This is a genomic window from Listeria innocua (assembly GCF_028596125.1).
In the GTDB taxonomy this organism is placed as follows: domain Bacteria; phylum Bacillota; class Bacilli; order Lactobacillales; family Listeriaceae; genus Listeria; species Listeria innocua.
Window position 1 is genome coordinate 2631143 of record NZ_CP117229.1, and the last position, 13553, is coordinate 2644695.

General features: G+C 38.8%; 17 protein-coding genes. 7 read left to right on the top strand and 10 right to left on the bottom strand.

All coding sequences use genetic code 11. The features are described from left to right. Positions 1-39: 39 nt before the first annotated feature. The gene (locus PQQ29_RS13695; protein ID WP_153648549.1) at positions 40-1419 is read right to left on the bottom strand and encodes an aminotransferase class I/II-fold pyridoxal phosphate-dependent enzyme; all 1380 of its coding nucleotides are present in this window, start codon (positions 1417-1419) and stop codon (positions 40-42) included. A 183-nt stretch (positions 1420-1602) separates the two neighbouring features. On the opposite strand from PQQ29_RS13695, the gene dhaK1 reads away from it, so the two are divergent. The 6 genes from dhaK1 (at position 1603) to PQQ29_RS13725 (ending at position 6470) form a co-directional block, all read left to right on the top strand. Continuing rightward, the gene (gene dhaK1, locus PQQ29_RS13700; protein ID WP_003772865.1) at positions 1603-2592 is read left to right on the top strand and encodes a dihydroxyacetone kinase subunit DhaK1; all 990 of its coding nucleotides are present in this window, start codon (positions 1603-1605) and stop codon (positions 2590-2592) included. A 21-nt stretch (positions 2593-2613) separates the two neighbouring features. Continuing rightward, positions 2614-3210 (top strand): dihydroxyacetone kinase ADP-binding subunit DhaL1, encoded by a 597-nt coding sequence (gene dhaL1, locus PQQ29_RS13705; protein WP_010991404.1) that lies wholly within the window; start codon positions 2614-2616, stop codon positions 3208-3210. Between the two features lie 3 nt (positions 3211-3213). After that, on the top strand, positions 3214-3588 hold the full coding sequence (gene dhaM1, locus PQQ29_RS13710) for a dihydroxyacetone kinase phosphoryl donor subunit DhaM1 (protein WP_003772863.1): 375 nt from the start codon (positions 3214-3216) through the stop codon (positions 3586-3588). Between the two features lie 105 nt (positions 3589-3693). Further along, positions 3694-4545, top strand: coding sequence for a MurR/RpiR family transcriptional regulator (locus tag PQQ29_RS13715; RefSeq protein ID WP_010991405.1), 852 nt, complete (start codon positions 3694-3696; stop codon positions 4543-4545). Positions 4546-4661: 116 nt separating this feature from the next. Further along, entirely contained in the window at positions 4662-5501 is an 840-nt protein-coding gene (locus tag PQQ29_RS13720) for a Cof-type HAD-IIB family hydrolase (RefSeq protein WP_010991406.1), read from the top strand. A gap of 126 nt (positions 5502-5627) precedes the next feature. Continuing rightward, positions 5628-6470, top strand: coding sequence for an aldo/keto reductase (locus tag PQQ29_RS13725; protein WP_003764284.1), 843 nt, complete (start codon positions 5628-5630; stop codon positions 6468-6470). Between the two features lie 44 nt (positions 6471-6514). On the opposite strand, the gene PQQ29_RS13730 is transcribed toward PQQ29_RS13725, so the two are convergent. From PQQ29_RS13730 to PQQ29_RS13765, 8 genes are all read right to left on the bottom strand, one after another. Continuing rightward, on the bottom strand, positions 6515-6757 hold the full coding sequence (locus PQQ29_RS13730; RefSeq protein WP_003764285.1) for a YaaL family protein: 243 nt from the start codon (positions 6755-6757) through the stop codon (positions 6515-6517). A 14-nt stretch (positions 6758-6771) separates the two neighbouring features. Further along, entirely contained in the window at positions 6772-7368 is a 597-nt protein-coding gene (gene recR / locus PQQ29_RS13735; RefSeq protein WP_003764287.1) for a recombination mediator RecR, read from the bottom strand. A gap of 109 nt (positions 7369-7477) precedes the next feature. After that, positions 7478-7795, bottom strand: a complete 318-nt coding sequence (locus PQQ29_RS13740; RefSeq protein WP_003772859.1) for a YbaB/EbfC family nucleoid-associated protein — start codon at positions 7793-7795, stop codon at positions 7478-7480. Positions 7796-7824: 29 nt separating this feature from the next. Then, positions 7825-9564: a DNA polymerase III subunit gamma/tau gene (dnaX, locus tag PQQ29_RS13745; protein WP_033838441.1), complete on the bottom strand. Its 1740-nt coding sequence runs from the start codon at positions 9562-9564 to the stop codon at positions 7825-7827. A 250-nt stretch (positions 9565-9814) separates the two neighbouring features. Continuing rightward, the gene (locus PQQ29_RS13750; RefSeq protein ID WP_010991409.1) at positions 9815-10279 is read right to left on the bottom strand and encodes a DUF3284 domain-containing protein; all 465 of its coding nucleotides are present in this window, start codon (positions 10277-10279) and stop codon (positions 9815-9817) included. Positions 10280-10296: 17 nt separating this feature from the next. Beyond that, the gene (locus PQQ29_RS13755; protein ID WP_003728589.1) at positions 10297-10479 is read right to left on the bottom strand and encodes a DUF3188 domain-containing protein; all 183 of its coding nucleotides are present in this window, start codon (positions 10477-10479) and stop codon (positions 10297-10299) included. A gap of 2 nt (positions 10480-10481) precedes the next feature. Beyond that, on the bottom strand, positions 10482-10703 hold the full coding sequence (locus PQQ29_RS13760; RefSeq protein ID WP_003721028.1) for a hypothetical protein: 222 nt from the start codon (positions 10701-10703) through the stop codon (positions 10482-10484). Positions 10704-10836: 133 nt separating this feature from the next. Then, positions 10837-12201: a PTS sugar transporter subunit IIC gene (locus PQQ29_RS13765; protein ID WP_010991410.1), complete on the bottom strand. Its 1365-nt coding sequence runs from the start codon at positions 12199-12201 to the stop codon at positions 10837-10839. Between the two features lie 442 nt (positions 12202-12643). On the opposite strand from PQQ29_RS13765, the gene PQQ29_RS13770 reads away from it, so the two are divergent. Then, on the top strand, positions 12644-12799 hold the full coding sequence (locus PQQ29_RS13770; RefSeq protein ID WP_003772855.1) for a hypothetical protein: 156 nt from the start codon (positions 12644-12646) through the stop codon (positions 12797-12799). Positions 12800-12843: 44 nt separating this feature from the next. Here the strand turns inward: PQQ29_RS13770 and PQQ29_RS13775 are convergent, their stop codons facing one another. Beyond that, a complete protein-coding gene (locus PQQ29_RS13775; protein ID WP_010991411.1) occupies positions 12844-13485 on the bottom strand; it encodes a hypothetical protein in 642 nt (213 codons plus the stop codon). Positions 13486-13553: the final 68 nt, after the last annotated feature.

The window sequence follows — 13553 nt, forward strand, 5'->3', positions numbered from 1 at the left end:
TTCCCTTTCGCGTCGCTTTCTGTTTGATTATAGCATAAATTAGCGGAATATACGGATGTAATTCTCGGCTAGTTTTTCGCCGCCTTGGTAGTGCCGCGAGCGAATACTTTTTAGTTCGCGGATATGTTTTTCTGTGATACTTTCTCCGCGGATAATAGCTGGGATTCCCGGCGGATAAAGCGAGATTGTTTCAGCCGAAACGCGTGTCGTAGCTTCATCTAATGACACAAATTCGGTCGCGCGGGCGTGCATTTCTTCGTAAGTTAACGCAAGACCTGACGCAAAAGGCGCTGACATTTCATATGGTTGTTTCGCGATTTCTTTTTTCGACGGAGAATGAATCCGACTAATCGGTGTGAAATCAATCCCTTTTTTAATTAATGGTAAAATCAGTAACACTTGTGACTCGTCGGCAAGCTCTGGGAAATAAGAACTTTCTTCAAAAATCGCTTGCAATTCGTAGCCCGTGTAGCCTGTTTTACGGACGATGATTTTAAGCGGATCATCCGGCAAAATGACTTCAAATTTATTTTTTGTTAGCCATTTAATCCATCTGGCGCGCATTTTCCAAAAAGCTTCAACGTCTGCCGCTGTGTAAGTTGCCGCATATTTCCGCGCCGCATCCAGTGACGCCATGATTAAATAAGATGGGCTACTCGTTTGAAATACTTGCAGATAATAAGCTAGTTTTTCAAAAATCGGTAGATCATTCACGACATGTAAATAGGATCCCATCGTTAGCGCCGGCAATGTCTTATGCGCCGACTGAACGACAACATCCGCACCAAGCTCCACTGCACTTTTCGGAAATTCAGAACTTGTTAAAAAATGTGCCCCGTGCGCCTCATCGACAAACACAACCGCGCCATACTGATGCGCAATTCGAATACATTTTTCTAAATTAAAAGTCGTTCCGTAATAGCTCGGATAAGTGAAAATACATAGTTTTATATCTGGGTGATTATGTAAGGTTTCTTCCAGAAGTTCGGTTGTCACGCCACTCGCGACGCCGACTTCTTTATTGGTTGCCGGAGTTAAGAAAATCGGTTTTCCACCGGCGAGTTCGATGCCATGCAAGATTGATTTATGTGCATCTCTTGGCACTAAAACTTTCTCCCCGCGCTTTAACGTTGCCATAATAACCGCCAAGCTTCCTCCGCTTGTCCCATTGACTAGAAAATAGCTTTTTTTACTTCCATAGCATTCAGAAAGTAACTCCTCTGCTTCCAAAATCACGTCTTCTGGGTGATGTAAGTCGTCCATCCCGGTGATTTCTGTTACATCCCATTTTAATAAATTTTGCCATACAGCTGGATAAATGGCTCCACTTTTGTGGCCTGGAACATGGAGTGATATTGGGCAGGATTTAGCATGAGCATCTAACCGTTCCACTAAAGGCATTTTAGATTGATCTCGCATAACAATTCCCCTTTTCAAATTCTCTTCTTCATTGTACCATTTTGCTGGATTTATGACACATTCTTGCAGTTTTAAAGCGTTTTCATTTTATAAGTTGTATAATAAAGACAGCAACCACGTTTTGACTTTCTAGTAAAGGGAAATTGAGGTAAGAGGACAATTTTAAAGGAGGTTTTTTGTCAGATGAAGAAGATTCTTAACGGTACAGATCAAGTAGTAGAACAGATGGTGGAAGGTTTAGTTAAATCGCACGCAGATGTTGTTCACCGTGTCGAAGGAACTCGCGTCATTGCAAGAAATGATAAACGTCCAGGAAAAGTCGGGCTAGTAAGCGGCGGAGGTTCTGGTCACGAGCCGGCTCATGCTGGTTATGTGGGTCGCGGAATGCTCTCTGCGGCTGTATGTGGCGATGTTTTCACTTCCCCAACCCCAGACCAAATTTATGAAGGTATTAAAGCCGCAGATCAAGGCGCTGGTGTGCTTTTAATCGTAAAAAATTATACCGGTGATGTAATGAATTTTGAAATGGCGGCAGATTTAGCGGATGCCGATGATATTAAAGTAGAACAAATTGTAGTAGATGATGATATTGCTGTTGAAGACAGTACTTTTACAACTGGACGTCGTGGTGTTGCTGGGACGGTTCTAGTGCATAAAATTATCGGGGCAGCCGCAGAAGCAGGCGCATCCCTTGAAGAACTAAAAGCACTCGGCGAAAAAGTTATTGCTTCTGTTAAAACGCTTGGGGTTGCTCTTTCTCCGTGTACAGTTCCCGAGGTTGGACATCCTGGTTTTGAGCTTGGCGACGACGAAATTGAGCTTGGCATTGGTATCCACGGTGAACCTGGCTTTACGCGTGAAAAAATTATGCCATCCGCAAGACTTGCTAAACAACTTTATGAACGCATTAGTAGTGAAAGCAAACTCCTAGCTGGTGATAAAGTGGTTGTCCTTGTTAACGGCATGGGCGCAACACCACTAATGGAACAATATGTTTTCGCAAATGATGTCCATGAACTTCTAAAAAATGCCGGTGTTCAAGTTGAAAAAACACTCGTTGGCGATTATATGACTTCACTTGAAATGGCCGGATTATCCCTTACCATTTTGAAATTAGAAGATGAAAAATGGGTCGATATGTTGAAACTTCCAGTAGACACAATTGCTTGGTAAAAAGATTTGGAGGAATGAATAATGACTTATGATAAAGATTGGGCGTTACGCTGGTTAAATGATTTCGGCGAACGCGTACAAGAAAATAAACAATTATTAAGTGATCTCGACCAAGCGATTGGCGACGGAGACCACGGAATCAATATGGCTCGCGGACTAAGCGAACTCAAAAAAGCTTTTACCGAGAAAGAGCCAGCAGATTTAACAGATGTATTTAAAACCGCTGGGATGACAATGGTTAGCAAGGTCGGCGGCGCATCTGGACCACTTTATGGAACAGCCTTTTTAAACATGAGTAAAGCGGTCGATTCAGAAACAATTGACGCAGAAGGCTTAACCAAAGTGATTGAAGCAGGACTTGAAGGGATCGAAAAACGCGGTAAATCCCATGCTGGCGAGAAAACAATGATTGATGTTTGGGAACCAGTTGTAAATGCCCTTCATCAGGAAGATTTAACAGATGATGTTGTTGAAGCAGCTTTACAAAAAACAAAAGATTTAAAAGCAACAAAAGGACGTGCCAGCTATCTAGGTGAACGGTCTATCGGGCATCTCGATCCCGGCGCCTACTCTTCTGCTCTCCTATTCCACGCAATGCTTCAAACGGAGGTGAGCTGAATTATGGCTAAACCATATGGAGTTGTCATTATTTCTCACTCCAAAGATGTTGCAAAAGGTGTCCATGATATCATTAAAGAAATCGCACCTGACGTATCTATTACGCATGCTGGTGGAACAGAAGATGGTCGCATTGGCACAAGTTTCGACACAGTAAACGAAGCGATTGAAAGCAATGAAGCCGACAAAGTCTACACTTTTTATGACCTTGGAAGCGCCAAAATGAACATTGAAACAGTAGAAGAAATTAGTGAAAAAGAAATTATTCTTTTTAATGCCCCCATTTTAGAGGGAGCTTATGCTACTGCTGCTCAAATTCAAATGGACGAAAAACCGGAAGTAATCGCAGCAAATCTTAAAACAATCGAAATTAAATAACTGAAAAAATCCCTTTAGATGCTTTTTTGTCTAGAGGGACTTTTTTATTTAATGGTATAATTACTTAAAATAAATTCCCATTCTAAAAAGTTAGGATTTGAAACGATGAATATTTTAATTAAAATACGCGAACTAACTAATTTAACTAATAGTGAAAAAGAACTTGCCAACTACATTGTGGTAAATCCCAAAAAAACGCTTCAATTCAAGCCAAAAGAGCTAGCTCAAGCTGCTTTCGTCTCTGCTGCAACAATCTATCGCTTAATTAATAAGCTAGGGCTGAACGGCATTGGCGAACTAAAAATCGAAATCGCCTCGAGCCTTCGCGAAACAAACGAAGAAAAAGAAATAAACTATGATTATCCTATTTTAGAATCAGATACGCCTTATCAAATAATGACCAATCTGAACCAAATCTACAAAGGAACGATTGACGAAACATTAAACAACGCCGATCCGGAAGAACTTGTAAAAATTGGCGAAAAATTAATTAAGGCAAAAACAATTGATGTTTACGCCGCTTCCGCTAATTTATTTTTCGCGCAAAACTTCAAATTTCAAATGCAGGAAATCGGTGTTTTAGTCAATGTCCCTGAGGAAGATTATATTCAAAGTTTGTCCGCCGCAAATAGTGACAAAGATCATATTGCTATCGTTGTTTCCTACGGCGGACGAAGCCGAACCCTTCAAAGAGTAGTCAAAATCCTCTCCGAAAACGATGTCGATATAATCTTAATTACTTCCATGCAAGCAAACCCTTTAGTCGAATTTGCCACTCACAAAATCTATATGGCCTCCGCCGAAAATCATTACAACAAAGTCTCTTCCTTCTCAACACGGCAGTCATTACTAAGTATTTTCGACACGCTTTATTCTGTTTATTTTAATCACGATTATGAAAAAAACATCCAATATAAAACAACCAATTATCAAAAAATGAACAGCGAATTGGAATGATTTTTCAAAAAAAGCACCTATTTCCTATCCAAATGAAAAAAAAATCTCAATATGCGATGCTCCTGCCTTTTTCTTGTTTTCTAATGATACAATAAAGAAAAAAGGAGCTAAACTACATGACAACTCAAGCAATTATTTTAGATATTGATGGCACTTTATTAAACGACGGCAAAAAAATTTCACCCGAAACAAAAAAAGCCCTCATCACCGCGCAACAAAATGGCGTGAAACTTATCCTCGCATCCGGCAGACCAACAACTGGGATGCACGCATATGCTGAGCAATTAGAAATGGATAAACACCACGGCTTGCTCGTTTCATACAACGGAGCTAAAGTAGTGGATTGCGCGACAAATGAAGAATTATTCAACCAAGCGCTTACGGTTGCAGAAGGAAAAGCCGTTTTGGAACATATGAAACAGTTTGAAGTGAAAGTAATGATTGATAAAGAGGATTATATGTATACAAATGATGTGTACGACTGCTACGTACCTTACCGCGGCGAAGTAATAAACATAATTCAGTATGAGTCTCGCGGAGGAAATTTTAAACTCTGTGAAAAAGATGATTTAGCTGCATTTTTAGATTACCGTCTCAGTAAAATACTAACGGCAGGCGATCCGGCCTATATGCAAGAAAATTATCAAGCAATGATGGCGCCTTTCAAAAATACACTTAATTGTGTCTTCACAGCAGATTTCTACTTTGAATTCACAGCTCAAGGCATCGATAAAGCCAAAGCACTCGATACGGTTTTAACACCAATGGGAATACACGCTGAAAATATCATTGCATTTGGAGATGGCCACAACGACATCACCATGGTCGAATACGCCGGAACAGGAATTGCTATGAGTAACGCCGTCCCCGAATTAAAAGCAGCTGCCAACTCAATCACCTTATCCAACAATGAAGACGGAATTGCGCACGTATTAAATAGTTTAATTACGAATTAAAAAGGCTGAGTTTCAGCCTTTTTTTATTATCTATAAAAAATCCTCCAAATCCACCCCTTCACTCTACAGAAATTATCCATTTTCTGGTATGCTTAAGTTAGTAAACTAAAGCAGGAGGTTAATTAAATGACACTTTCTTTCTCGGATACATACAGACTGAACAATGGAATCGAAATGCCTAGACATGGTTTTGGGGTCTACAAACTAACGGACGAACAGCGTATGCGTACTGCACTAGAAACTGCGGTAGATGTTGGTTATCGCTTGTTTGATACGGCTTCATTTTACCATAACGAAAAAGAACTCGGTGACTTTTTTGCATCAAGTGGCTTAAAGCGGGACGAGTTTTTTGTAACGACAAAAATGTGGAATACGGAGCAAGGTTACGATGAAACGCTCCGTGCTTTTGAAAAATCTCAGAAAAAACTACAATTAGACCAAGTTGATTTATATTTAGTCCACTGGCCGAAACAAGATACTTTTTTCGAAACTTGGCGTGCTGTGGAAAAATTATATGACGAAGGGCTTGTTCGCGCGATTGGCGTGAGTAATTTTGAAGCGCACCATTTAGACCGGCTTCGTACAAGTGCCAATGTTCTTCCAGTAGTTGACCAACTAGAAACACATCCACACTTTCCAAATCAGCTGTTACATCGTTATTTAGAGGAATTGCATATCGTTCATCAAGCTTGGAGCCCGCTTGGCCGAGGTGGCGTTTTACAAGAGCAAATTCTGATTGATTTAGCGAAAAAACATGGTAAATCTCCTGCCCAAATTGTTCTTCGTTGGCATTTGCAAAATAATATTTCAATCATTCCAAAATCAGAAACGCCTTCAAGAATAAGAGAAAACGCAGATATTTATGATTTTGAATTAACAGAAGCAGATATGCGCCAAGTCGAGCGTTTAAATAATGGTGAGCGAGTTAGCCATGCTCCAGATGTAATGTATGTCCGTTCTGAAATATAATAAAAAAAATCTACTATTCCAATATGGACTAGTAGATTTTTTCTTTATTTCTTTAATTGACGTGCACGAGCTTCTTTAAAGAGGTAAAAATAGCGAGCTTCCGCCTTTTTCTCCTCATATTCTAAATTAGGATCGTACTCAAAACTTTTTCGCATTAAAACTTTCTGCTTATGCCACTTTTCTTGCGTGACTTCAATCAATTCCATCAGATAAGCATCATAGGATTTGTGTAGTTTTCCGATTTTCTTGTTTTTCTTCCGACCGAACTTATTACTTCTGGACTCCATTTTATCACCTCTGTTTATACTTCTCTTCGTCCTTCCATGGCTTTAGAAAGCGTGACTTCATCCGCATATTCTAAATCTCCACCTACTGGCAGACCATGAGCTATTCTTGTTACTTTTATGCCTGAAGGTCTTAACAACCGCGAAATATACATCGCAGTGGCTTCCCCTTCAACATTGGGGTTGGTTGCTAAAATAACTTCTTCAATGGTGTCATCTTGCAAACGTTTAAGCAAATCAGGAATATTAATATCTTCTGGGCCAATTCCGTCCATTGGCGAAATTGTGCCGTGAAGCACGTGATATAGCCCGTGAAAATCGCGCATTTTTTCCATTGCGATAACATCTTTAGATTCTTGCACCACGCAAAGAACACTGCGATCGCGGGATGTGTCCGAGCAAATATAGCACGGATCTTTATCTGTAATGTGACCACAAACAGAGCAAAAGCTTAAATTCCTCTTTGCATCCACAAGTGCTTTTGCAAAGTCTAATACATCGTCTTCTTTCATATCTAGCACGTAAAAAGCCAGTCTTGCTGCCGATTTGGGTCCGATTCCCGGTAATTTCATAAAACTGTCCATTAATTTCGTTATCGGCTCAGGATAATGCATATCTCGTCTTCCTCTCACCTTCAAAATACACAATGTTTCACGTGGAACATTTTATTGAAAAATAGTTGAGACTCTTGTAATTAAGCCAAGAGTCTCAAACCAAACAATATTACATTCCAGGGAGATTTAATCCTTGTGTGAATTTGCCCATTGTTTGTGAAGTTGTATCTTCAATTTGTTTTAATACATCATTTGTTGCTGCAAGTACTAAATCTTGTAGCATTTCGATGTCTTCTGGATCAACTACTTCTTCGTTTATAACAACATCAGTAATGACGCGTTTACCAGTAGCTTTTACTGTAACCATTCCGCCACCAGCTGTTCCAGTGAATTCTTGAGCTTCTAAATCAGCTTGAGCTTTCGCCATTTCCTTTTGCATTTTTTGCATTTGTTTCATCATACCTTGCATATTTCCCATTCCACGCATGAATAATCTCCTCTTTCTTCTATTGTTTTTTAATCTTTAATTTCAAGCAAATCTTCACCAACGAGTTTTGCGGCTTCTGCAACAAAAGGATCTTCCGCCGGTTTTCTAGCTTCTGGATTTGTACCTTCCTCCGCATCACCGTCGCTACCATGACTATGAAGGAAATTTTCTCTTACTTCAGCCCATTGATCTTCTGGGATTCCAATAAAAGTATAATTTACTTGTGTAAGTCGTGCAATACTCGACGTAATCGTTTCAACAAAGTTCGGATTATCCATCGCCATTTGACAGTGAATCTCATGCTTAAATTTTAACACAAAAGTATCCTGAGATGCAGCTACAGGTTCTGCATCATTTAAAAGTGCTGCCTGGGATGCCATCAACATGGATAAAAGCTCGCCCCAACAACCACGGATTAACTGTAAATTCTCTTTCTTAGCCTCACCTAATACATGGTTAATTTTACCAATAGGCGCTTTAAATTGTTTGCCGTTGTTTATGGCTTTTTTAGATCCACCACGATTTTGTGCTGGTTTTTCAGTTTGGGTGGCAACTGCTCCACTCGCAATTTGTTTTTTTAATGTTTGAAGTTCTTGCTGCATTTGCTCCATTTGGCGTTTTAAGTCCGCGAAGTCACTTCCAGAAGCTGCATCCACTGATACATTTCCGCCACTTACCGCTGATTGCCCGGCTTGCGTTAACTGAACAAGCGCTACTTCTACATAAATTCCCGGATGATTCGAGAAACGCATTTGTTGCTGAGCTGTATTTAAAATTTTAACAAACTCATAGACTTTTAGTGAATCAGCTCGTTTTGCCAAAGCAACAAAATCATCATCTATCAAAGCCCGTTCTAATGTTTCTTCAAGGTTTGGCGCTTTTTGATACAGCAATACATCTCTGAAGAAAACAAGTAAATCTTCCACTAGACGAACTGGGTCTTTTCCTTCTGCAAGTAAGGCTGTTAAAGTCGAAATAGCTTCCGCCGCATCACCGTCAAACGCTGCACTTACTAGTTTTGTAAGGAGATTTTGAGCAACCGAACCCGTTATTTCGAGCGCGTCTTCCACGGTAACTTCTTCTGATCCGTAAGAAATAACTTGATCGAGCAAGCTAAGCGCATCACGCATCCCGCCTTCAGCCGCACGCGCAACAATCATCAACGCTTTTTCGTCATAAGGGATTTTTTCTTCTTCCAAAATAAATTTCAAACGACCAATAATATCTTGTGTCGTGATTCGTTTAAAATCAAACCGTTGTACCCGCGAAATAATCGTTAGCGGTAACTTATGCGGTTCTGTTGTTGCCAAAATAAAAATGACATGTTTCGGCGGTTCTTCCAGCGTTTTTAGTAGCGCATTAAACGCTCCCGTCGACAACATATGCACTTCATCGATAATATATACTTTATATTTCGCCACAGTTGGCGCATATTTTACTTTTTCCCGGATATCTCGAATTTCTTCAACCCCGTTATTACTGGCAGCATCGATTTCAAGAACATCTGGTATAGAACCGTCCGTCGTACCTTTACAAATCTCACATTCATTGCAAGGCTCCCCGTCATGGCCGTGTTCACAGTTGATCGCCTTCGCAAAAATCTTCGCCGCACTAGTCTTCCCCGTCCCCCGAGGTCCAGAAAATAAATAAGCATGCGAAGTTTTATTTTGCACAATGGCATTTTTAAGCGTTTTCGTCACATGTTCCTGTCCAACAACATCCTGAAACGACTGCGGCCGAAAAACCCGATACAAAGCCTGATACGCCATCTGCCACTCTCCTTCACCTAAAACCATTTTAGTAGTTTTATTATAACGTATTGTTGAAGAAGTTTCAAAACGTACTTTGTTTTGATTTACTTCTTCAATATAAATCTGAGCGCAGCGATGATTTAATCCTTCCCAGAACTTTCAAAACGTCCTGAGTCGGGCTAGCTTCAAAAACCACCACCACCAAAAACTAAAAAACAAAACCCCTCAAAAAAAGAACCAGACCCCCGAAAAAGCCCGATTCCAAACCTTACTGTTCACTTTTAGCAGCCAATTTCTCCTGCTTCTTCTTACTTTCATTTATAACCGAAAGCTCAATTGATTTTAGCAAATTTTTCACACGTTTTTTCCGGAAGAAGCCAAACATAAAACCAACAATAATATTATTCATTTTATTCATTGCTTTTTCCGTTTCAATTAATTCGTTATAAGTCACTTCGCAAGTTGTCTCACTTGTTGACTTTATCGTATAAGTAGTCGTATGTGTGTTTACTCGACTGCTTGTTTCGAATTGATATAACTCATTAGGAGTTACTTTCAAAATTTTTGTAGTAGCAAGTGCGCCGTTAGACATTGTTCGTTGGTATTTATATCCTTCTAGTTTGCGCATCTGAAGCGTTTTACCAGTGGCATTTTTCACATCATAAATGGCTGAGCTAACTAGTGTATCAAAGCATTCTTTTTGAGAAATATATAATTTCTGTGTGACATTCACTTTTCAATCGACTCCTTCTAATTCTTTTCTTTCTTATCTTTACGGATTTTTAGCACGATGAATACACAGCCAATTAAAACAACCGCAAGTCCTGTAACTAGAAGAGGTACACTAGCCATCCCATCTTTTCCATAAGAAGGACTAAACATAATAATAATAAGACCTATACTAATAATAAATAGTGCATTAACAATTTTCATTTTCAACCCACACTAACTTGGAAATAGAGTACAGAGCCTATTTCAGTTGCTTTTATTGTTTCTTTGGCGATTTTTGCTGCTTTTTCTTCGTCTTCAATATTTGTTTCAAAAGTAAGTTTCATACCTTGTTCAGCAATTTTTTTAAAAGTTACACCGTCTTTATCGTATGTTTCAAGTAATTCAGTAATATAATCACGTTTCATTGGACAATTAAGAATAATCATTTAAAAAAACCTCCTTTTCTATAGTTTAACGTTATCTTTCGCTTCTTGCAATGAATAAAAATGGCGCAGGATTTCCTACATGATATACTGGCTAGGCACAATTAGCTGCACCTAGCCAGAAACTTATTATTTTCTAAGCTTTCATCTCTTCTTCCGGTACACCAACGCGATTTGCGGTAATAACAAATGGTACCCAAATCAAGAACGCGACGACCATATTTATGAGTGAAATTACTGGTGCCATCCAATCTCCCCCGGTTGCTAAGAAGGAATTCAGAAGTGGCGGCATTACCCAAACTACTGCAATTTTAACTGGGCCGACAATGCCAAGTGTTGTTGCAAAGTAAGCGATTGTTACCATTACCATTGGTGCGATAATGAAAGGTATTAAGTAAATTGTATTTAATACGATTGGTAAACCAAACATGATTGGTTCGTTAATATTAAATATACCTGGTGCAAGAGACAATTTCGCAACTGTTCGTGCATCCGCTCGTTTCGAGAACATTAGTAAAGCGATAATTAGTACAAGTGTACCGCCTGATCCACCCATCCATACGTACGCATCGAAAGAACCACGTACCCATTCGAATGGTAATTTAGCGCCTTCTTGTGCTGCACTAATGTTTTGTAGTTGTGCTGTACCCCAAAGTGACTCTAGAACCGGAGCAAGTACGTTTGGACCATGAATCCCGAAGAACCATAGTAGTTGTACTAAGAAAGTAACTAGTAAAACAGCTCCGTACCCTTGCGAAAGTGATAATAACGGTTCTTGAATTGTTTTGGAAATCCAAGTAATAACGTCCATATTAGTGATTTTGAAGAATGCCCAGTCAATAATACCAACAACATAAAGTGCAACTAACGCAGGAATGATTGCCGCGAAAGCTTTACTTACAGCCGGTGGAACAGAATCTGGCATTTTGATAATAATATTTCTGCGCATTAATTTCGCATAAATAATAGTTGATATAAAACCGAAAATCATTGCAGTAAACAATCCGGTACCATTTACTTGACTAAGATTAAAGAACCCGTAAATCCCAGCAAATTCTTTTGGTAAAGTATTGACATCAAAATTAGCATTAGAAGCCGCAATAGCAGCTTTTACTGCGTCTAAGCTTACAGTAACAGTTAAGTTCATAACAAAAGCAGCAAGAGACACTAGCCCCCCAGCTAATCGATCTACTTCATACGCTTTTGATAAATTGTAACCTAGTGAAAATGCAAAAATAATTGAAACAATTGCTAACGTCCCATTGTATACATATCCATTAATCCCGATAAGTGGTTGCATTGCTTCCACAAATCCTGTCCATCCCCAGTCAGTTGGAAAATCCCTAAAAAACGCATTTAAAAGTACTGCAATTGACCCAGCCATTGTAATTGGCATTGTAGAAATAAAAGCATCACGTAGCGCCACTAAATGTTTTTGCGAACCAATTTTAGCAGCTACTGGTACAAAATATTTCTCTAAAAATGCTGTCAAACCATTCATATTTTATCCTCCCATTAACCTTTTTTATTTACTGCTCATCTCTTTAAACAAAATATAATTTCTATGTATCTTCCCCTTTAGGTTTATCAACTATATCTGTTTACGTTGTTTTAGCAATCTCTACTGCTAAAACAAACCAGATGGAATCTTTGCAGGACCTCGTGAAATTTTGGGAGTCCTCCTCTCCGCTTCATGATAAGGCTTACATTTAGATTCACTTTAATCTATTGCAATTTCCGTGCCAAGTATCTAAGAGTAAGAAAATATACGATTATCGCTTGTAATCGTTATCATTTATACCGATGAAGCACTATTACACACATACCTAAAAAACTGTGTAAGTAAGCGCTAACATTACACAGTTTCACTTAATTCATAGATTCTTCTTTCTGTGTTATAATGAGCATAAGCTAAGTAATACCAACAATTCGAGGTGATAAATATGGCAGTAAAACGTGATATGCCGGAAGAGTCGAAAAATAGCAAAGTTGTGAAAAAAGAGCATTTTTCGATTGTATTTCCAGATGATATAAAAGAACCAAAAACTGTGGAAGAACAAAAGAAAAAGCCAGCCGAACGTGAAACAGACGACGATTAATCCACTTCAAACAAAAAAGAGCCCCCGCTACCGGGGCTCTTTTTTTAGTTAATAGAAAAGATGACCATTTCTTTATCCTCATCAATTCGAACTTTTACATTCATACCAAGTTTGTCTTTAAACAAGCTTGTAATATCTAAGTAATCATCATAACTACCAATGTCGCTTTTTTCGTAACCTTGTAAAATGGTAGGTTTAATCCGGACGATATAATCATCGTTTGAGGTTTCTTCAGGATTATAAGAATAGATTTTCTTGCCATTTTTATCAAAAAAGTCATATGTTGCATAAGATTCATTGTTTGTGATATACACATCTTTTTGTGTAACGTAAGCATTATCGGCCACGCTGTAGTCAATCAAACCTGAGTAATATTTATTTGTCGAAGGTTCATTTATTTCATATTGTTTATACGCTAGACGGAATAAATAATCGATATTGTAATAACTATTTACACGGAAGTAGAGGTGCTTGTCTTTAGATTTTTTATCTACCCCGATATCGGTTGCACTAATTGGAAAAACCTCATATAACTTGCCGTCTATTTCGTAAGCAACGTCGTATTTATCGAATACTTCTTGGCGCTGAAAAAAGCCAAACATAATTGCTAAGATTACAAGGATTCCTATTAAAACTGCAATGATTAAAGCGGGCAGCCATTTCTTTTTAGATTTTAGTTGTTGCATTATTTTCATCCTTTGTCATGAATTGCTTTACTAAATTATATTGTACCAGTTTATGGAGGATTATACAT